Below are 19711 nucleotides of genomic sequence, written 5' to 3' on the forward strand. Positions count from 1 at the left end.
GTGGGCCTGCGCCTGCCTCAAGGATCCGGCCGTCCTCAAGGACGGCAAGGCCACCCTGTCCCTCGACGCGATCGACGGCGAGACCCCCGAGGGCAAGGAGGTCCTGGCCTCCGCCCGCGAGATCCTGCGCCACCTCGGCAAGAAGGACGCCGCCGAGATCACGCTCGAGGACACCGCCGACACCAACAAGGTCTTCGTCGAGACGCGCTTCAACGGCGACGGCATCGTCATCCCCGAGGCCGCCGAGGACGAGGCGGTCAAGCAGGTGGTGCTGGACATCATGGCCTGCTGCGGCGAGAAGACCGACCGCAGCGGCAAGCCGGGCCTCGACCAGGCAGCCGTGGACACGTTCTTCGTCGCCGCCCAGGCCTACGCGGACTGGTGGAAGGAGGGCGAGGCCGCGCCGGCGATCCTGCCGCTCGGCGACGCGACCGTCGCCGCCGGCGACGCCGTCAGGGCGGTCAAGGCCAAGGTGGACGACTACTTCGCCCGCTGCCGCCTGGCCGCGTTCGACGCCCGCGCGATGCAGGCCCTCAACCGCGAGGAGAAGGACTACCTCGCGTTCACGGCCAAGGACCTCACCATCACGCACGACGAGATCGCGGCCCTGCCGCTGTCGCACATCGAGGCGGACCGGCCGCTGCCCTTCTTCGACGGCCCGAACCCCGCCTGGGCGGCGCGCCTGGCCCAGCTCCACGCCGCCGCCGTCGTCCCGCTGCTCGGCCCGCGCGACCGGCTCACCGAGGCCGACTGGCAGGCGCTGGGCGAGCGCCTCGCCGCGCACGAGGAGTGGCGCGGGCGCAAGGCCGGCGCCGAGGTGGAGAAGCTCGGCAAGGAGCGGGTCCGCGCGATGCTCGGCGGCCCGGCCAAGGACCAGGTCACCGCGCTCGTCGACCAGGACCAGGCGCTCGAGCCCGAGTACAAGGCCATCGCGAACGTCGAGAAGCTGATCCGCCTGCACCGCGATCTCTACCAGCTCCTCGTCAACTTCGTCTCCTTCCGCGACTTCTACCGCGGCAAGGGCAAGGCCATCTTCCAGAGCGGCACCCTCTACCTCGACCAGCGGAGCTGCGATCTGTGCGTGAAGGTCGAGGACATGGCGCGCCACGGCCTGCTCGCGCACCTGTCGCGCACGTTCCTCGCGTACGTCGAGTGCGTGCGCAAGGCGACGAACGAGAAGATGACGGTCGCGGCCTCGTTCACCGCCGGCGATGCCGACAACCTCATGGTCGGCCGCAACGGCGTCTTCTACGACCGCAAGGGGCAGGACTGGGACGCCACGATCGTGAAGATCGTCGAGCACCCGATCAGCATCCGCCAGGCGTTCTGGGCGCCGTACACCCGGACCATCCGCTGGATCGAGGAGCAGGTGGCGAAGCGCGCCGGCGCCGCCGACACCGCGATCCACGCCGGGGTCACCACCCACGGCGAGCACGTGGTCGGGCACGTCCACCCGGGCGCGCCCCCCGCCCCCGTCCCCGCCAAGCCGGGCGTCGGGGCCGCGCCCGCGGCCGCGCCGGTCAAGCCGAAGTTCGACGTCGGCGTCGTGGCCGCGCTCGGCGTCGCGGTCGGCGGCATCACCGCCGCCCTCGGCGCGCTGCTGTCGTCGTTCTTCGGCCTCGGCCTGTGGATGCCGCTCGGCCTCGTCGGCCTGATGCTGCTCATCTCGCTGCCGTCGATGATCATCGCCGCGCTCAAGCTGCGCCAGCGCAACCTCGGGCCGATCCTCGACGCCAACGGCTGGGCGGTGAACGCGAAGGCCAAGATCAACATCCCGTTCGGCACCTCGCTGACCGGGACGGCCAAGCTGCCCAAGGGCTCCCGGCGGGACCTCTTCGACCCCTACGCCGAGCACCACAGCCAGCGCAACGCCGTCATCGCGGCGGCGATCATGGTCCTCCTCGCGGGCCTGTGGACCTGGGGCAAGCTCGACCGCGTGCTGCCGCAGAGGATGCGCGCCGCCGTCGTCCTGCACCGCGAGGAGCCGAAGCCGGAGGTCGCCAAGAAGACGCCCCCGGCCCCGGCCAAGGCGCCCGCCCCCGCGGCCAAGGCGCCGCCCGCCCCGGTGAAGACGGCCGCTGCGCCCGCGCCGGCCACGCCGCTACCGCCGGCCGCGTGCGCGCCGCTCGCCGCGGCGGCGGCCGCCGCCTGTGCCGTCCCCGCCACGCCCGCCGCGGCCGCCGCCGGCGCCGCGCCCCCCGCCACGCCCCCGCCCGCGGGCGTGACCGCGGCCAAGAAGTAGCCCGCCGCCGCCGGCCACTCGACTCGCGTTGTGGCGCTGGACTCCATTTCACCATCGCTGTATCTTTAGGCCGTCCCATGGTCGCCACCGAGCCCAGCCGGGTCCTCCTCGTCGAGGACAACCCGGACCACACCTACCTCGCCTCGCTCGTGATGGGCGGCGCGAGCGTCGCCCACGAGGTCGTCTGCGCGGCCGACGGTCAGGACGCCATCGACCGGCTGCGCGGCGGCGGGCCGCACGCGGGCCACCCGCTCCGTCCCGACCTGGTGCTCCTGGACATCAAGCTGCCCCGTCTCGACGGGTTCGCCGTGCTGCGGATCATCCGCGAGGATCCGGGGCTCATGGCGATCCCGGTCGTGCTGCTGACCACCTCCGGCAACCCCAGCGACATCGAGCGCGCGATCGCGCTCGGCGCCAGCGACTACATCATCAAGCCCATCGGCCTCAACGAGTTCGAGCGCAAGCTGCACGCCGTCCTGAGCTACTGGCTCAGCGTCAGTGACCTCGGGCGCGGGCGCCGCCCGCCGCAGTAACGAAGTGCCAGGCGGCGCCGGGGGGCGCCGTCGCGGGGATAGGTCTCGGGGGATGAAGACCGCCGACATCGAGATCACGAAGCTGCTGCGGTTCGAGCCCGCCGCGGGGCGCATCTCCCTGGGCGGACGGCGGCTGCTGCTCTTCGACGCCGCGGCCACCGGGGCCATGCGCGAGCAGCTCATCAAGACGCTCGGCGAGGCGGTCGCGCGCGGCATCCTCATGCGCTGGGGTTACCAGACGGGGCTGCAGGACGCCCGCAGCCTGGGCGAGCAGTTCGCCTGGGACTCGGAGCGCGAGTGGATGCTCTCGGGCCCGCTGATGCACGAGTGGGAGGGCATCTGCGCCGTCGAGACGACGGAGCTGCGCTTCGACCGCGCGCAGGGCGCGCTCTCGATGACCGGGGTGTGGCGCAACTCCTACGAGGCCGAGCAGCACGTCAAGAGCTTCGGCCACGCCGAGGATCCGGTGTGCTGGACGCTGACCGGCTACGCCGCGGGCTGGACCACCGGGGTCATGGGCGCGCCCATGATCGCCGTCGAGACCGCCTGCGTCGGCCGCGGCGATCCGGCCTGCGGCTTCGCCATCCGGCCACGGGGCGAGTGGGGCGAGGAGGCGGCCGCCGCCATCGCCGCGCTCGCCGAGGAGCAGCCGATCCAGCGGCTCGAGGACCGCGTCGACGCGGCGCGCCGCGCCCTGAAGGAGAAGAACGTCCAGCTCGAGCGGGTGGCGAGCGAGCTGGCCGAGTCGAACCAGCGGCTGCGCGAGCTCGACCGGCTCAAGACCGAGTTCTTCGCCAACATCTCGCACGAGTTCCGCACCCCGCTCACGCTCAACCTCGGCCCGCTCGAGGAGATGCTGGCCGAGCCGCGCCCGCCCAAGGACCAGGCGCGGCTCGACCTCATGCACCGCAACGCGCTGCGCCTGCTGCGCCTCGTCAACAACCTCCTCGACTTCGCGCAGATCGAGGCCGGCAAGATGCGCGCGGTGTACCGGCGCGTGAACCTGCGGGCGACCACGAAGGACCTGTGCGCCTCGTTCGAGTCGTCGTTCATCGCGCGCGGCCTGACGCTCACGTTCGCGGACGGGGCCGACGACGTGGTCGGCTACGTCGACCTCGAGATGTGGGAGAAGATCGTCTCGAACCTGCTCGCGAACGCGCTCAAGTTCACGGCCAAGGGCGGCGTCACCCTGCAGCTCGCGACGGCGCCCGGGCGCCTCGTCCTCGAGGTCGCCGACACCGGGCCCGGCATCGCGTCCGAGGAGTTGCCGCACATCTTCACGCGCTTCCACCGCGCCGAGCAGATCGGCGGCCGCAGCCACGAGGGCGTGGGGCTCGGGCTGCCGCTCGTGAGCGAGCTGTGCAAGCTGCACGGCGGCGAGGTCACCGTCGACAGCCGCCTGGGCGCGGGCGCCACCTTCCGCGTCGCGCTCCCGGCGGGCCGGGACCACCTGCCGGCCGACCGCGTGCTCGAGGAGCCGGTCGCCGCGGACGCGCTCCTCTCGCCGCAGCCGCTCGACGCCGCCGCGGCCGCGGCGAGCGCGGTGCCGACCCCGGTGCGGCAGGCCCCCACCTCGCCGCGGGAGCGCATCCTCATCGTCGAGGACAACGCCGACCTGCGCGCCTACCTCGCCGGCCTCCTCGGCGCGCGCTTCGAGGTCGAGGTCGCCGGCGACGGCGCCGAGGCGCTCGCGTGCGCCCGCGCGAACCCGCCTTCGCTCGTGCTCACCGACGTGATGATGCCGGGCCTCGACGGCTTCGGCCTGCTCGAGCGGCTCAAGTTCGACCCGCTCACGGCCTCGGTCGCGGTGGTGATGCTGACGGCGCGCGCGGAGCTCGGCGAGAAGCTGCGCGGCCTCGAGATCGGCGCCGACGACTACGTGCTCAAGCCCTTCAACCCGCGCGAGCTCCTCGCGCGGATCACGGCCCAGGTGAGCCTGCGGCGGGCCCAGCGCCAGCTCGAGCACTACGCGACCGAGCTCGAGCGCCTGGTCGAGGAGCAGGTGGGCGAGATCCGCCGCCAGAACCGCACCCTCGAGGACGCGCAGCACGAGATGGAGGACTTCCTCTTCATCGCGTCGCACGACCTGCAGGCGCCGCTCGTCACGATCGCCGGCTACGCCCACCTGCTGCAGACGCGGCTGCAGAGCCACCTCGGCGCCGTCGAGGTGCGCGCCGCCGAGCGCATCCAGCTCGCGGTCAAGGCGATGCAGGCGCTCATCGACAGCCTCCTCGCGCTCGCCCGGGTGCGCCACCGCGAGCCCGAGCGCCGCCGCGTCGATCTGCGCGAGCTCCTCGCCACGGTGATCGTTCAGCTCGGCGCCAAGATCGACGAGACCGGCGCCAAGCTCGAGGTGCAACGCGTGCCCCACGTCGCCCACGGCGACGCCACGCAGCTGAGCCAGATCCTGCGCAACCTCGTCGAGAACGCCATCAAGTACCGCGACGAGGCGCGGCCGCTGAAGATCGACATCGGCGCCGCGGACGAGGAGGGCGCCCTGACGCTGTGGGTGCGCGACAACGGCGTCGGCATCGCGCCCGAGCACCACCACCTCATCTTCCGCCCCCTCGCGCGCCTCGAGCAGGTGCGCCAGGTCGGCGGCACCGGCATGGGCCTCTACATCGTGCGCAAGATCGCCGAGGCCCAGGGCGGCAAGGCCTGGGTCGAGAGCCAGCTCGGCCTGGGCTCGACGTTCTACGTGCGCCTGCCCCGAGTGCCGGAGCGGACCACGCGGTAGGGCGCGGCTCTCAGGACAACAGGGAGACGGGGAGGCGGGGAGAACGGCTAGGGTTTGAGGCGCAGACGCCGGAGGCCGTGCTTGAGCACGGGGACGCGGAAGTTGACCAGCAGTGCGACCTCGAGCCCGGTGAGACGCAGGTACGTGAGGGCCTGGGCTTCGTGGATGGGCGCGAGAGCCTCGACGGCCTTGATCTCGACGATCACGCGATCCGCAACAACGAGGTCGAGGCGGTAGCCGCATTCGAGCGCGAGGCCCTTGTACGTGAGGGGGACGGCGCGTTGCCGCTCAAATGACATCCCGCGCAGCGACAACTCGTGGCAGAGGCAGGCCTCGTACGCGGATTCGAGAAGACCGGGGCCGAGGTGTCGATGCACCTCGATGCACGCCCCGATCACGGGCTCCGACAAATCCCAGAGAGGTCTCCCCGTCTCCTCGTCTCCCTGTTTCATGTCCGGACTATCGGCCGCCCCTCCTCGCGGTTGCGCCGGGAGCCCTGGCGCGACCGCGCATCTGCGCTACCCTTCAGTGTCCGCGCGGCGCTCCCCCGGTGAGCGCCAAAGAGTTTGCGGCGTCCCGCGGACGGACGCAGAATCCGAGCCGATGTCTTCCAAGAACAGCGAGAGCAAGCGCGCGGCGGGGCGGGTCGTTCCCCTGTTGCCCCTGCGCGACATCATCGTCTTCCCCAACCAGGTCGTCCCGCTCTTCGTCGGGCGCGAGAAGTCCATCGGCGCGCTCGACCAGGCGATGGCGCACGAGGGCAAGGAGATCCTGCTCGCCGCGCAGAAGAAGGCGCGCACGAACGAGCCGGGCCCCGAGGACATCTTCGCCTTCGGCACCCTCGGCACCATCATCCAGCTGCTGCGCCTGCCCGACGGCACCGTCAAGGTGCTCGTCGAGGGCAAGGGCCGCGCCACCATCGAGCGCTTCCTCCCCGAAGAGGCCTACTTCGCGGTCGAGGCGCGCGAGGTGGTCGAGCCGGTCGAGAAGGGCGTCGAGCTCGAGGCCCTGGTCCGGTCGGTGAACGGCGTCTTCGAGACCTACGCCAAGCTCTCCAAGCGGGTGCCCCCCGAGATGCTCCTCTCGATCCAGACGATCGACGAGGCGGGGAAGCTGTCCGACCAGATCGCCGCCCAGCTCCAGCTCAAGCTCCAGGACAAGCAGATCCTCCTCGAGACCACCTCCGCGACCAAGCGCCTCGAGAAGCTCTACGAGCTGATGCAGGGCGAGATCGAGATCATGCAGGTCGAGCGGAAGATCCGCACCCGGGTCAAGAAGCAGATGGAGAAGACCCAGAAGGAGTACTACCTGAATGAGCAGATGCAGGCCATTCAGAAGGAGCTCGGGGAGCGGGACGAGTTCAAGAACGAGATCCAGGAGCTCGAGGAGAAGGCCAAGGCCAAGAAGCTGTCGAAGGAGGCCCAGGCCAAGATCAAGAAGGAGCTGAAGAAGCTCAAGATGATGTCGCCGATGTCGGCCGAGGCGACCGTCGTCCGCAACTACATCGACTGGGTCCTGTCGCTGCCCTGGGACGAGTACACCCAGGACAAGCTCGACGTGAAGGAGGCCGAGAAGATCCTCGACACGGATCACTACGGCCTGCAGAAGGTGAAGGAGCGCATCCTCGAGTACCTGGCCGTCCAGGCGCTCGTGAAGAAGATGAAGGGCCCGATCCTCTGCCTCGTGGGCCCGCCCGGCGTCGGCAAGACCTCGCTCGCCAAGTCCGTCGCGCGCGCGACCGGCCGCACCTTCGTGCGCCTCTCGCTCGGCGGCGTGCGCGACGAGGCCGAGATCCGTGGTCACCGGCGCACCTACATCGGCGCGCTGCCGGGCAAGATCATCCAGAGCCTGCGCAAGGCGGGCTCGGGCAACCCGGTCTTCCTGCTCGACGAGGTCGACAAGATGTCGACCGACTTCCGCGGCGACCCGTCGGCGGCGCTGCTCGAGGTCCTCGACCCCGAGCAGAACAGCCTCTTCAACGACCACTACCTCGACCTCGACTACGACCTGTCGAACGTGATGTTCATCACCACGGCGAACAGCCTCCACTCGATCCCGCTGCCGCTGCAGGACCGCATGGAGATCATCCAGCTCCCCGGCTACACCGAGTGGGAGAAGCTCGCCATCGCGCAGCAGTACCTGGTGCCGAAGCAGAAGGCGCTCAACGGCATCGCCGACGTCGAGTGCGACTTCACCGAGGACGGCCTGCGCGGCATCATGCACGGCTACACCAAGGAGGCCGGCGTCCGCAGCCTCGAGCGCGAGGTCTCCTCGGTGTGCCGCAAGGTCGCCAAGGACGTGGTCGAGAAGGGCAAGGAGACGCGCTTCAAGATCACCGGCCGCAACCTGGTGAAGCTCCTCGGCGAGCCGCGCTTCCACGCCAACCGCACCGAGGAGAAGGACGAGATCGGCCTGACGAACGGCCTCGCCGTGACGATGATGGGCGGGGACCTGCTCGCGACCGAGGTCACGGTCATGCCCGGCAAGGGCAAGCTCGTGCTCACCGGCAAGCTCGGCGAGGTCATGCAGGAGTCGGCGCAGGCGGCCATGAGCTACGTCCGCTCGCGCGCCATCAGCCTCGGGCTCGACCGCGACTTCAACCAGCGCGCCGACATCCACGTCCACTTCCCCGAGGGCGCCATCCCCAAGGACGGCCCGTCGGCGGGCGTCACCATGGCGACCTCCATCGTCTCGGCGCTCCTGCGCATCCCGGTGCGCCGGGACGTCGCGATGACCGGCGAGATCACGCTGCGCGGCCGGGTGCTGCCGATCGGCGGCTTGAAGGAGAAAGCGCTCGCGGCACTGCGCGCGGGCATCACGAAGCTGATCGTGCCCGAGCAGAACCGGAAGGACATCGAGGACATCCCGAAGCACGAGGCGAAGCGGTTCGATTTCAGCTTCGTCAAGACCATGGACGACGTCGTCGGGCTGGCGCTCAAGCGGAACCCGCTGCGCCCTGCCGACAAGCCCGGGAAACCCGCGAAGGCCGCGAGGAAACCCGCGAAGGCAGCCGGGAAGCCGGCGAAGACGACCGGCAAGCCGCCGAAGGCCGCGGGGAAGCCCGCCGCGAAGTCTGCGGAGAAGCCGGCGAAGTCCGGGCCGAAAAAGGCCGCTGCCCCCGGAGCGCAAAAAAGGAAGTGAGCGGGAGCCCTCGTTCCCGGCGCACGCTCCGAGACGCCGGGGAATTCGGATTCATCGACGCGATCCGCCGCGCGTACGGAGGGGCCGAGCGGCCCGGCGAGCTGGGCATCGGCGACGACGCCGCGCTGCTGCCGGTGCATGGGCGCATGGTGCTTTCCACCGACATGCTCGTCGAGGGGACCCACTTTTCCCTCGGCTATTTCCGGCCCGGCGAGATCGGCGTCCGGGCGCTCTCGTCCAACCTTTCCGACCTGGCAGCCATGGGCGCCAGGCCCGTCGCTTATCTCGTGGCGATCGCCGCGCCGCCCGACACGCCGCTCGATTTCCTCCGTTCTCTTTACCGCGGCATGGCGCTGGCCGCCGCGCCGGCCGGCATGCGGCTCGTCGGCGGCGACACCGTGCGCGGCGACCGGCTCACGCTGTCGGTCACGGTCGTGGGCGAGACCGCGCCGGGCAAGGCGCTGCTCCGGACCGGCGCCCGCCCGGGCGACCTCGTCGTCGTCACGGGCGAGCCCGGCTGGTCGCGCCTCGGGCTGGCGCTTTTGTTTCGCGGCCGTCCCGCCCGAGCGGGCGGATGGCGACGCGAGGCGATGCGGCGGCACCTGACCCCCGAGGCGCGTTGGCGGGAAGGAATCGCCGCTGCGGGCTCCGGCGCGGTCTCCGCCATGATCGACGTCAGCGACGGCGTGCTGGCCGACCTCGGGCACCTGGCCGAAACCGGACCGATCGGCGCGCAGCTCGACGCCGCGGCGTTCCCGATGTCGATGCGCTTCCTTCTCGCAGCCGAGACGCTGGGGGAGGACCCGATGGCGGCGTTCCTTTCCGGCGGCGAGGATTACGAATTGCTGATGGCAGTGCCCCCCAAGAAGCTCGACCGGCTGCGCCGGGCGCTCGCGCCCTTCCGCTGCGGGCTGGCCCCGATCGGCCGCTTCACCGAGGCGCCCGGTGTCGTCGTTGTCACGCCCGACGGAAGCCGGCTCTCCGGAACGGCGCTTCCGACCGGTTTCCGACACTTCGAGCCGCGCTGAAACGGCTGTCATGGAATTCGTCCTCATTCCGCTGCTCCTGATCGTCTCCGCCTTCTTCGCCGCGTCCGAGACCGCCTTCTTCGCGCTGCGCCGCGTCGACCTGCTCCGCTGGAAGGAAGAGGGAAATCGCGTCGGCGGGCTCATCGAGAAGATGCTCGCGGCCCCGAGCTCCCTCATCACCACCATCTTCATCGGGAACGAGATCGCCAACGTCTCGATCTCCTCGCTGATCACGGGGCTGGTCCTCCCGCTCTACCCGCGGTACGGCAAGCTCATCGCGACCGCCGTGGGGATGCTGCTCATTCTGGTCGTGGGCGACATCGGGCCCAAGTCGATCGTCTGGCCCCGCGCCGGCGCCTTCTCCCTGGTCGCCGTGCGCCCGTTCCGCGCGTTCGCCCGGGTCGTGGCGCCCGTCCGCTTCGTGCTCGAAGGGCTGGCCAGGGGCATCCTTGCGCTGCTCGGCGGCGGGACGCTCTCGTCGACCTGGGGCGTGTTGTCCGAGCGCGAGTTCCGGGCGCTGGTCGACGTGGGCGAGGAGGAAGGGACGCTCGAGCCCGGCGAGAAGACGCTCATCCACAACATCTTCGAGCTGACCGAGCAGCGCGCGGGAGAGGTCATGACGCCGCTGGCCGACGTGTTCATGGTGCCCGCGGGGATGCCCTACGCCGAGCTTCTGGCGCAGGTCAACCGCTACCGCCGGTCGCGCATCCCTGTTTACGAGGGGGATCGGCAGAACGTGGTCGGGATCCTCTACGTCAAGGAGCTGCTCCCCGCCGTCGCCGAAGGGGCGCCCGACGTCGACTGGAGACCGCTCGCGACCCCGCCCTTCGTCGTCCCGGCCTCGAAGAAGCTGCCGCTCCTGCTGCGGCAGTTCCAGCAACGCAAGATCCACATGGCGCTGGTCGTCGACGAGTTCGGCGAGATCGTCGGCATCATCACGCTTGAAGACGTCCTCGAGGAGCTGTTCGGCGAGATCATGGAGGAACACGACCGCGAGGAGCGCGAGGTGACGCCGGGGCCCGGGGGATCCCACCGGGTGCTGGGCAAGATGCCGATCCACCGGTTCAACGCGCGGTTCGGCACCGGCCTTCCCGACGAAGAGTGGGACACGGTCGCCGGGCTGCTCCTCCACGCCTTTGGGCGGGTGCCTTCGCGCGGCGACGCGATCGTCCTGGGGGGCTTGCGCTTCGGCATCGAACGGCTCAAGGGCATCCGGATCGTCGAAGTGTCGGTCACGCCAGTGACCGGGGGAAAGGAGTAAACGGTGGAGCTCGCGCTGGCCATCATGGCCTGCCTCCTGATGGAGGGGATCTTCACCGGGGCCGAGATGGTGCTCATCTCGGCCGACCGGAACAAGCTGATGGAGCGCGCCCGCCGCGGCGACGGCGGCGCCGTCATCGCGCTCGAGCTGCTCGGCCGCCCCGACAAGGCGATCGCGACCACGCTGACCGGCACCAACATCTTCGTCGTCCTCAGCACGGTCCTGACCACTTCCCGGCTCCTTCCCGCGTTGGGCCCGCGCGCCTCGCTCGCCGCGATCGCCATCGTCACGCCGCTCGTCATCCTGCTGGGCGAGATCGTCCCGAAAAGCTTCGCCGTGCCCCGGGCCGACCGGCTGGCGGGAAGCGCGGCCCGCTTCATCCGGGTCGCCGGATATCCCCTCTACCCGATCGTGGCCGTCGTCTCGTTCCTGGGCCGCCTGTTCGCGAAGCCGTTCGGGGGGACCGAGCCGATCCACGGCGCGGTCACGCGGGAGGACCTCCGGCTGATCCTCAAGATGAGCCGCGCGGGCTCCGACGTCGAGCCGCACGAGCGGACGATGGTGCGCCGCGTGTTCCACTTCGGAGAGCTGATCGTGGGGGACATCCACCGGGCGCTTCCCCAGGTCGCCGCGCTTCCCGAGACTGCGACCTGCCGCGACGCCGCGCTGCTGGCGGCGCGAAGCGGCTATTCCCGCTATCCCGTCTACCGGGATCGACTCGACCATATCGTCGGGTTCCTGCACGTGCTCGACACCGTGGGAAAGAACCCGGGCGAGCCCGTGCAGCCTCTCCTGCGCAAGGCGCTCTTCGTCCCCGAGCTGATGCACGTCGACGATCTGATGGCGGCGTTCCGCAAGGCGGCCACCTCGTTCGCCGTCGTGGTCGACGAGTTCGGCGGCGTGACCGGGATCGTCACTGCCGAGGACGTGGTCGAGGAAGTGGTCGGCGAGATCGAGGACGAGTACGACCGCGGGCGCGAGACGCCGCGCAAGGTGGGCGAGGGTTCCTTCCTCGTCTCGGCCCGGACCGAGCTTGCGCGTCTCGAGGAGTCGGTCGGCATCCGTCCGCCTCACGGCGATTACACGACGCTGGGCGGATTGTTGATAGACCTGGCCGGGAAGATCCCCGCGGCGGGCGAATCGTACCGGATTCCCGGCGCGGTTCTCACCGTGGTCCGCGCTTCCGACCGGGCGGTGACGCAGGTGCGCATCAGGATCGAAACGACGAAGGAGGATTCGCGATGACCCCGGAAAAACTCAAGACGCTTCTCAAGGACGTGGCCGCGGGCAAGAAGAGCCCCGACGACGCCTACGAGAACCTGAGCACGATGCACTACGAAAGCCTCGGCGACGCGCACGTCGACCACCATAGGGCGATCCGGCAGGGGATGCCGGAAACGATCTTCGGCGAGGGCAAATCGTCGGCGCAGATCCTCTCCATCGCGCGGGCGATGCGCAAGGCCGGCTCCGACGTGCTGATCACCCGGATCGACGAGGCGAACGGGAAGGTGATCCGCAAGCATTTCCGCGAGGCCGTGATCCACCCGAAGGCGCGCTGCGCGGTGATCCGCTCGAAAGAGCCGGAAATGGTGGGCAAGGGGACCGTGCTTGTCATCACCGCAGGCACCTCCGACGTGCCGGTCGCCGAGGAGGCGGCGCTTACCGCCGAGTTCATGGGCAACAAGGTCGAGCGGCTCTTCGATGTCGGGGTCGCCGGCATCCACCGGCTGCTGATGCAGAAGAAGGCGCTGACCGGGGCGCGCGTCATCGTCGTCGTCGCGGGCATGGAAGGCGCGCTGGCCTCGGTCGTCGGCGGCCTGACCGACAAGCCGGTCATCGCGGTGCCGACCAGCATCGGATACGGCGCGTCGTTCGGCGGCATCGCCGCGCTGCTCGGCATGCTCAACTCGTGTTCGCCGACCGTCTCGGTCGTCAACATCGACAACGGCTTCGGCGCCGGCGTCTACGCGTCGGTCATCAACCGGCTTTAGGAGGCGAGGGAGCCATGTCCGGCAACATCCTTTATTTCGACTGCTTCACCGGCATCGCGGGCGACATGACGTGCGCCGCGCTGCTGTCGCTCACCGGCGCCGAGAAGGAGCTGCGCAAGGGCTTGAAGGGGCTGCCTGTTTCCGGCTATGCGCTCAAGGTCGACCGGGCATCGTCGTGCGGGATCGCCGGGCTGCGCGTCGACGTCAACGTGTCGGCCAAGAAGGCGCACGCGCGGCACCTGCCAGAGATCGTCGACCTGCTCCGGAAGTCGGCGCTGCCTCCGGGGGCGAAGGCGCGGGCCGAACGCGCATTCGACCTGTTGGGCACGGCCGAGGCCGCGGTGCACGGCACGACGAAGGACAAGGTGCATTTCCACGAGGTCGGCGCGGTCGACGCGATCGTCGACATCGCCTCGGGCTGCTTCCTGTTCGACCTTCTCGGCAATCCGCGGGCGTTCTGCTCGGCGCTGCCCGGCGGGTCGGGCGAGGCGTGGTCCGAGCACGGCAAGATCCCGGTGCCGGGGCCCGCGACGCTGGCGCTCCTGACCGGCGCGAAGTGGCGCCTCGGCGAGGGCGAGGGCGAGCTGGTGACGCCGACCGGCGCGGCGCTGCTGCGCGCCTTCGAGGCGTCGTTCGAAAAGCCGCCCGAGATGACGGTGCGGCGCGTGGGCACCGGCCTCGGCCACAAGGAATTCCCCGGCCGGCCCAACTGCCTGCGGGTGGTCGAAGGCGAGACGACCGGCGCGGGGCCGGGGCGCGACCGGGTGCTCGAGATCGAGGCGAACATCGACGACATGAATCCGCAGCGCTTCGAGCTGCTGATGGCGCGCGCTTTCGAGGCGGGCGCGCTCGATGTGGCCATCCTGCCCGCGACGATGAAAAAGGGGCGGCCGGGCTGGCTGTTGCGCATCCTGTGCCCCGAGGAGGATCTCGAGATCGTCTCTGCGGCGGTCTTCTCGCTGTCCACCTCGATCGGGCTGCGCTACCACGCCTGCGACCGGCTGACGCTGTCGCGGACGGTCGTGATGGTCGAGACGGCCTATGGCCCCCTCCGGGTCAAGGAGATCGCGCTGCCGGACGGGACACGTCGCGGGGCGCCCGAGTACGACGACGTGAAAAAGATCGTGCAGTCGGGCAAGGCGTCTTTCGAGGAGGCGGCCCGGGCCGCGGAAGAGGGCTGGCGGAAGCTTCGACGGTAGCGTCGCCGCAGCTTCGCACGTCGACTCCCAAGGTGGATTGGGAATAATATTTCCCGAGTTCGGTTGTTAATTACCGTATGCCGCACCTTCCTCCCGTTCGGCGCAAGGCCTCCTTCTGCGCCAAGTCGTTTGATTCCCGGTTACTTGCGACCCCGCCCCTTTCCTGCCATATCCCCCGGCGCATAAATTGCTTGCGCTCCAAAGAATCAGCCGTTCTTGCCCGGCCGGTCCGGGGGGAGGTCGCTGCATGGAATAGCGATGCCAGACGCGCGCAGACCTTATCTCTGAAATCATCGATCGATCGTAAGGAAAGAGAGGTTCCTCGATGTCCATTGGCCAGGAACTGTCGTCCATCGATTTCCAGTCCATGATCGGCGGCCCGCTCAACGCCGTCATCAAGGCGCAGGCGCAATCGGCCCAGACCTCGGTCGACTTCATCAAGAGCGTCGGGTTCAACGCGGCCGATGCCGCGACCGACCCGGGCAAGCCGACGATGGTCACCTTCACGTACGACAAGCCCATCGAGACGAAGGACGCCGCCGGCGTCATCACGGTCACGCCCACCCCCTTCCGGCTGACCGTGCCCATTCTCACGATGCTGCCCATCCCCTACATCCGGGTCGAAGAGGTCACGATCGACTTCAACGCGAAGATCAATTCCGTCGTCGAGTCGACGACCACCTCCTCCTCCGAGCTCAATGCCTCGCTGGCGGTCAAGGGCGGGTGGGGCCCGGTCTCCGCGGAATTGAAATGCAGCTACAGCACCAAGAAATCGACCTCGGCGACCGACAAGACCGAGCGTACCTACAGCCTGATCATCCACGTCCGCGCCGTCCAGGACGAGCTGCCGGCGGGCCTTGAGAAGCTGCTGGGCGTCCTCGAGAACAGCATCAAGGAAGTCAAGGCGGCCTGATCGCCGATTGACCGGCGGGCAAGGGCGATCCTCCGAACGATCGCCCTTGCCTGCAAGCAGAATCGAAAAGGAGGCAACGCGTGGCGGATCTCGGGGAGCTGATGGGGGCGATGATGGCCGGATTGATCCGCGCGCGTCGGGTTGCCGACGAGCAGACGGCGTCGCTGGCGGAATACTACAAGGACAATCCGCTGCTCGAGGGGCTGTCGATCCCGCGCATCCGGATTCCCGAGATGACGATCGACCTGCCGCTGCTGATCGAGGATTCCACGTCGGCCCAGGCCGGAGAGATGGAAGCGCCCGCCAAGATCGCGGCCGCGGTCGAGGCCCAGATGAAGGCAACGCTGGCGAAGAACAACATCCGCATCGCCCCGGCGTTCAACAAGCCGTTCCTCGAGGCCGTCAAGGGCCGGCTGGCGTCGCTGAAGGATGCGGGCGGGCCGGTCACGAAGGAATCGGTGGTGCGCGGCGTCCAGGAGGCGTTCGCCGATACGCTGGCCGGCACGGGCACGACGCTCGGCACGCCCGAGAAGGAGGCCATCGCGAAGGAGCTCCGGCTCCGCGTCGCGGCCATAAGCCTGGTCAAGGAGCCGGTGATGCCGGGCATCCAGGCCAACATCCGGACGGCCGACGTCAAGGAGCGCGCCTCTGCCCAGAACGTGGTCCGTCTCAAGATCACCCTCAAGGAAGAGGGGCTCGAATGGGCGACCCAAGCGAGCGACACGGGCGGCGTGATCCGCACGCTCCAGCCCGAATAGCGCCCCTTCCCCTGAAAAAGGAGGCCGGCCGATGCAATGCATTCTGCGGGAAAAGCTGGTGGCGCAGGCGGTGCTCCTGTCGGCCGTCAGCCAGGTCTACCGCACCGAGAGCAACCGCTTCGTCGAGGCCTACCTCGCCTGGCTGGAGGCGGCCGAGAAGGATCTGGCCGGCCTGCGTGCGCCGATCGGCATCCTGCTGCAGTCCGAGAAAAGCGCGCTGATCTCGGTGCTCGACGGCTACGTGCCGGGACACGTCCAGCCCGGGCGGAACCTCCGGAAAATAATGAAGGCCGCGGCCGCCCAGTCGCTCGAACGGATCTCCCGCGAGATCTTTTCGAAGGTCGAGCACATCGACCAGGAGCTCGGGCAGCAAAGCGAAAAGATGTGCCACGCCGTCGCGGTCCTGTTGTCCAAGTCGCCCGAGATCGTCCCGCTGCTCGATCCGGCCCAGCCGGGGATCGACAAGGTCTGGCATCTGCTCGGCGCGACGCCCGAGACCGCGTCGATGTATCACTACTTCAGCGCGAAGCTCGCCGTATCCGACCGGAACTACCTCCTCGGCGACATCCTCCAGAAGATCGTCGCCAACCGGGTCCCTGCCTGAGCCGAAGTCCGATGCTCGGGCGGTCTAATTATTTACTGAATAATTCGATTATTTGAGGAAACGAATGGCCAGGCACGGACCCCGATCGGGGATAAAGTGTCAATCCGCTGGATTTCCGGAGGGTTTTTCAGGGCATTCGTGAGGCATGACGGTTGCAAAGATTCTGTATCCGATCAGGCTGCCCAAGGAGGACGCGATGAATCCACGCATGGCATCACGAATGGCCGCGCTCTTGACCACGATGGCTTTCCTGTTTTCAGGGTGTGTGGAGGACACCGTTCCGATCGACACGTCGCACGCGGTCGTCGCCTGGAACGACCTGGGCATGCATTGCATGGACAACGACTATTCCGTGTTCGCCATCCTGCCCCCCTACAACAACCTGCACGCCCAGGTCGTCAACCGGTCGACCGGCAAGGAGGTCACCTCCGGGATCTCGGTCACCTACCAGGCCACAAAGGATACGCGGAGTTCCATCAACACCACCAGCGTGGGCAAGACCAACTTCTGGAGCTACGTCGGCGACCTGTTCGGGGTGACGCTGCCGCCGGATACGGGCCTGGCAGGCAACCGGACTCCGAGCCGCTCCCCGGCCGCGATGGCCTACGACAACGTGAAGGGGTTCTGGAAGGCCGACGGAATCCCCATCGTGTGCACCGATGACGCGGGCCAGACGGACTACTACCCGATGGTGAAAGTGGTTGTGAAAAACGGGCGGGGCGAGACCATCGCAACGACGAAAACCGTGCTCCCGGTCAGCAACGAGATGACGTGCAAGGGGTGCCACTCCTCCAACGTGGGCGGCGCCGTGGATGCCCTTCCGGCGGCGGGATGGGCCTTCGACCCCAACCTCGAAAAAGACTGGAAGCTGAATATCCTCCGGATCCACGACGACCGGAATTTCGCCGATCCCGCCCGCGCGGCCGTATACGCGGGTGTGCTTTCGGCGAATGGATTCGACGGGACGGGGCTCGAGAACACCGTCAGGCTATCCGGGAAGCCGGTCCTTTGCGCACAATGCCATCGCTCGAATGCCCTGGGAACAGCCGGAGCCGTAGGCGTCAAGCCGCTGACTGCGGCGATGCACACCCACCACGCGCCCGTGATGCAGGACTCCACGGGCATGCCGCTCGACGACGGGACCGACCGTACGGCGTGCTACTGCTGCCACCCCGGTTCCATCACGCAATGTCTGCGCGGGACGATGGGAAATGCCGTGGACGCCTCGGGGAACCCGTTGATCCAGTGCCAGAGTTGCCACGGGAACATGTCCGCCGTCGGGGCGTCCACGCGGCAAGGTTGGCTCGACATGCCCGACTGCCGGTACTGCCACTACCAGTCGTCCGCCAAGGGAAGCTACGTGCGCGACAACACGGTCTTCGACGCGGCCGGAGGATACCGGCAAGCGACGGGAATCTTCGGAAGCCCCGGGCTTTATAAGGTTTCCGCCGGGCACGGCCGGATCCAGTGCGAGGGATGCCACGGCCCCACGCACGCCGAGTATGCGTGCTCCGAGGCGAACGATAATGTCCAGAGCACCGCGCTTCAGGGATATGCCGGAAAGATCACGGAATGCGAGGTCTGCCACGTCCGAGTTCCACTCACGAAGAACGGCGGTCCCCACGGCGTTCACACCCTGGGAGAGAGCTGGGTCGCGCTGCACGGTCCTTTCGTGAAGAGCGATCCCGCATACTGCGCGACTTGTCATGGCGCCGATTTCCGGGGAACGTTCCTTTCGAAGGTTCCGGTCGGGAGATTCTTCAACCAAGGGCCATTGGGGCGAATCACCCTCGCGCGGGGGCATTTGGTGAGCTGCTTCGATTGCCACTCCCGGCGGACCTGGTAACGGCGTCGCCGTACCGGGCGCATTGACCCGTCCGCGGAGAAAGTGATGTAATCGCCTATCCCCTCCGGAAACGAGGTCTCTTGGCCAAGGCAAAGACAGAGTACGCCTGCACGCAGTGCGGCACCGTTTCGCCCAAGTGGGTGGGGCAGTGCCCGGGGTGCGGGCAGTGGAGCACGATGGTCGAGGAAACCGTCGCGGCGGCGCCGAAATACACCGGGCGCTCGTTCGAGGATTTCCCCGTCTCGAAGCCGGTAAAGCTGTCCGAGGTGTCCGAGAGCGCGTCGGCGCGCACCGGTAGCGGCATCGTCGAGTTCGACCGAGTGATGGGGGGCGGCGTGGTCCCCGCGTCGGCGACGCTGATCGGCGGCGATCCCGGCATCGGGAAGTCGACGCTCCTGCTGCAGGTCGCGAAGGGGCTGGCGTCCGCGGGCAAGCCGATCCTCTACGCGTCGGGCGAGGAGTCCGAGGCGCAGATCAAGATGCGGGCGGCGCGGATGGGGATCGACGGCGGGTCGATCTACCTGATGGCCGAGACGTCGCTCGAGCGGATCGTGCAGGCGACGGGCGACCTCGCTCCCGCGGCGCTGGTCGTCGACTCGATCCAGACCGTCTTCACGGGCGAGCTGCCGGGGGCGCCCGGCTCGGTCGGTCAGGTGCGCGAGTGCGCGGGGCGGCTGGTGTTCTTCGGCAAGAAGGCGGGCATCTCGGTCTTCCTCGTCGGGCACGTGACGAAGGAAGGGGCGATCGCGGGGCCGCGGGTGCTCGAGCACCTCGTCGACACGGTGCTCTACTTCGAGGGGGAAAAAGGCCACCCGTACCGGATCCTCAAGGCGGTGAAGAATCGCTTCGGCTCGACCAACGAGATCGGCGTCTTCGAGATGCGGACGACCGGCCTCTCGGAGGTCGCCGACCCGTCGGGCATGTTTCTCTCCGAGCGCAACGGCGACACGTCGGGCACCACCGTCTTCCCGGCCATCGAAGGGACGCGGCCGCTGCTGGTCGAGGTGCAGGCGCTCGCCTCCCAAAGCTACCTCGCGATGCCGCGCCGCACGGTGCTCGGCGCCGACACCAACCGGGTGATCCTTTTGTGCGCGATCCTCGAGAAGAAGGCGGGGCTGGCGCTTTACAACCAGGATATTTTCGTCAACGTCGCGGGCGGCATCAAGATCGACGAGCCGGCGGCGGATCTCGCGCTGCTGTGCGCCGTCGCGGCCTCCTTCCGGGACCAGACGATCCCCGCGGGCACGGCGATCTTCGGCGAGGTGGGGCTGGGCGGCGAGGTGCGGGCGGTGTCGCAGGCCGAGAGCCGGCTGAACGAGGCGTCGAAGATGGGATTCACCCGGGCGATCCTGCCGGCGAGCAACGCCGAGCGGCTGGGCACGAAGTTTCCGCTGACGCTTGCGCCAGTCCACGACATCCGCGAGGCGCTGGCGGCGGCCTGGAAGAAGTAGCCTCAAG

Annotated in this window: 15 protein-coding genes; 14 read left to right on the forward strand and 1 reads right to left on the reverse strand. The window is 68.8% G+C overall.

Annotated features, from left to right (window positions below; translation table 11 throughout):
- The 3 genes from VGK27_00920 to VGK27_00930 form a co-directional block, all read left to right on the forward strand.
- On the forward strand, positions 1 to 2242 hold a 2242-nt coding region (locus VGK27_00920; GenBank protein HEY3488664.1), incomplete at its 5' end, for a hypothetical protein.
- A 77-nt stretch (positions 2243 to 2319) separates the two neighbouring features.
- Positions 2320 to 2775, forward strand: coding sequence for a response regulator (locus tag VGK27_00925; protein HEY3488665.1), 456 nt, complete (start codon positions 2320 to 2322; stop codon positions 2773 to 2775).
- Between the two features lie 52 nt (positions 2776 to 2827).
- Positions 2828 to 5512, forward strand: coding sequence for an ATP-binding protein (locus tag VGK27_00930; protein HEY3488666.1), 2685 nt, complete (start codon positions 2828 to 2830; stop codon positions 5510 to 5512).
- Between the two features lie 47 nt (positions 5513 to 5559).
- Here VGK27_00930 and VGK27_00935 read toward each other — a convergent pair whose 3' ends face one another.
- Complete coding sequence (locus VGK27_00935; GenBank protein ID HEY3488667.1) at positions 5560 to 5964, reverse strand: GxxExxY protein; 405 nt, start codon at positions 5962 to 5964, stop codon at positions 5560 to 5562.
- Positions 5965 to 6115: 151 nt separating this feature from the next.
- On the opposite strand from VGK27_00935, the gene lon reads away from it, so the two are divergent.
- From lon to radA, 11 genes are all read left to right on the forward strand, one after another.
- Entirely contained in the window at positions 6116 to 8653 is a 2538-nt protein-coding gene (gene lon / locus VGK27_00940; protein ID HEY3488668.1) for an endopeptidase La, read from the forward strand.
- Positions 8650 to 9681, forward strand: coding sequence for a thiamine-phosphate kinase (gene thiL, locus VGK27_00945; protein ID HEY3488669.1), 1032 nt, complete (start codon positions 8650 to 8652; stop codon positions 9679 to 9681). The genes lon and thiL overlap by 4 nt, the downstream gene beginning before the upstream one ends.
- A 10-nt stretch (positions 9682 to 9691) precedes the next feature.
- Complete coding sequence (locus VGK27_00950) at positions 9692 to 10942, forward strand: hemolysin family protein (GenBank protein HEY3488670.1); 1251 nt, start codon at positions 9692 to 9694, stop codon at positions 10940 to 10942.
- Between the two features lie 3 nt (positions 10943 to 10945).
- Entirely contained in the window at positions 10946 to 12187 is a 1242-nt protein-coding gene (locus tag VGK27_00955) for a hemolysin family protein (GenBank protein HEY3488671.1), read from the forward strand.
- Entirely contained in the window at positions 12184 to 12933 is a 750-nt protein-coding gene (larB, locus tag VGK27_00960) for a nickel pincer cofactor biosynthesis protein LarB (protein HEY3488672.1), read from the forward strand. Before VGK27_00955 ends, larB begins: the two co-directional genes overlap by 4 nt.
- Before the next feature lie 14 nt (positions 12934 to 12947).
- Positions 12948 to 14132, forward strand: a complete 1185-nt coding sequence (larC, locus tag VGK27_00965) for a nickel pincer cofactor biosynthesis protein LarC (protein ID HEY3488673.1) — start codon at positions 12948 to 12950, stop codon at positions 14130 to 14132.
- Between the two features lie 325 nt (positions 14133 to 14457).
- Positions 14458 to 15045: a DUF2589 domain-containing protein gene (locus VGK27_00970; GenBank protein ID HEY3488674.1), complete on the forward strand. Its 588-nt coding sequence runs from the start codon at positions 14458 to 14460 to the stop codon at positions 15043 to 15045.
- Positions 15046 to 15125: 80 nt separating this feature from the next.
- Entirely contained in the window at positions 15126 to 15803 is a 678-nt protein-coding gene (locus VGK27_00975; protein HEY3488675.1) for a hypothetical protein, read from the forward strand.
- 31 nt (positions 15804 to 15834) lie between these two features.
- Positions 15835 to 16407 carry a hypothetical protein gene (locus tag VGK27_00980; protein HEY3488676.1) on the forward strand — a complete coding sequence of 191 codons (573 nt, stop codon included), beginning with the start codon at positions 15835 to 15837 and terminating at the stop codon, positions 16405 to 16407.
- A gap of 196 nt (positions 16408 to 16603) precedes the next feature.
- Complete coding sequence (locus VGK27_00985) at positions 16604 to 18253, forward strand: hypothetical protein (GenBank protein ID HEY3488677.1); 1650 nt, start codon at positions 16604 to 16606, stop codon at positions 18251 to 18253.
- A gap of 80 nt (positions 18254 to 18333) precedes the next feature.
- Entirely contained in the window at positions 18334 to 19704 is a 1371-nt protein-coding gene (gene radA, locus VGK27_00990) for a DNA repair protein RadA (GenBank protein ID HEY3488678.1), read from the forward strand.
- Positions 19705 to 19711: the final 7 nt, after the last annotated feature.

It is taken from the genome of Candidatus Deferrimicrobiaceae bacterium (genome assembly GCA_036504035.1).
Classification (GTDB): domain Bacteria; phylum Desulfobacterota; class Deferrimicrobia; order Deferrimicrobiales; family Deferrimicrobiaceae; genus JANXPS01.

Bases quoted from the DNA above. Each gene is read 5' to 3' on its own strand.
- VGK27_00925 (HEY3488665.1), top strand. From the start codon at position 2,320: ATGGTCGCCACCGAGCCCAGCCGGGTCCTCCTCGTCGAGGACAACCCG.
- VGK27_00930 (HEY3488666.1), top strand. From the start codon at position 2,828: ATGAAGACCGCCGACATCGAGATCACGAAGCTGCTGCGGTTCGAGCCC.
- VGK27_00935 (HEY3488667.1), bottom strand. From the start codon at position 5,964: ATGAAACAGGGAGACGAGGAGACGGGGAGACCTCTCTGGGATTTGTCG.
- lon (HEY3488668.1), top strand. From the start codon at position 6,116: ATGTCTTCCAAGAACAGCGAGAGCAAGCGCGCGGCGGGGCGGGTCGTT.
- VGK27_00950 (HEY3488670.1), top strand. From the start codon at position 9,692: ATGGAATTCGTCCTCATTCCGCTGCTCCTGATCGTCTCCGCCTTCTTC.
- larB (HEY3488672.1), top strand. From the start codon at position 12,184: ATGACCCCGGAAAAACTCAAGACGCTTCTCAAGGACGTGGCCGCGGGC.
- larC (HEY3488673.1), top strand. From the start codon at position 12,948: ATGTCCGGCAACATCCTTTATTTCGACTGCTTCACCGGCATCGCGGGC.
- VGK27_00970 (HEY3488674.1), top strand. From the start codon at position 14,458: ATGTCCATTGGCCAGGAACTGTCGTCCATCGATTTCCAGTCCATGATC.
- VGK27_00980 (HEY3488676.1), top strand. From the start codon at position 15,835: ATGCAATGCATTCTGCGGGAAAAGCTGGTGGCGCAGGCGGTGCTCCTG.
- VGK27_00985 (HEY3488677.1), top strand. From the start codon at position 16,604: ATGAATCCACGCATGGCATCACGAATGGCCGCGCTCTTGACCACGATG.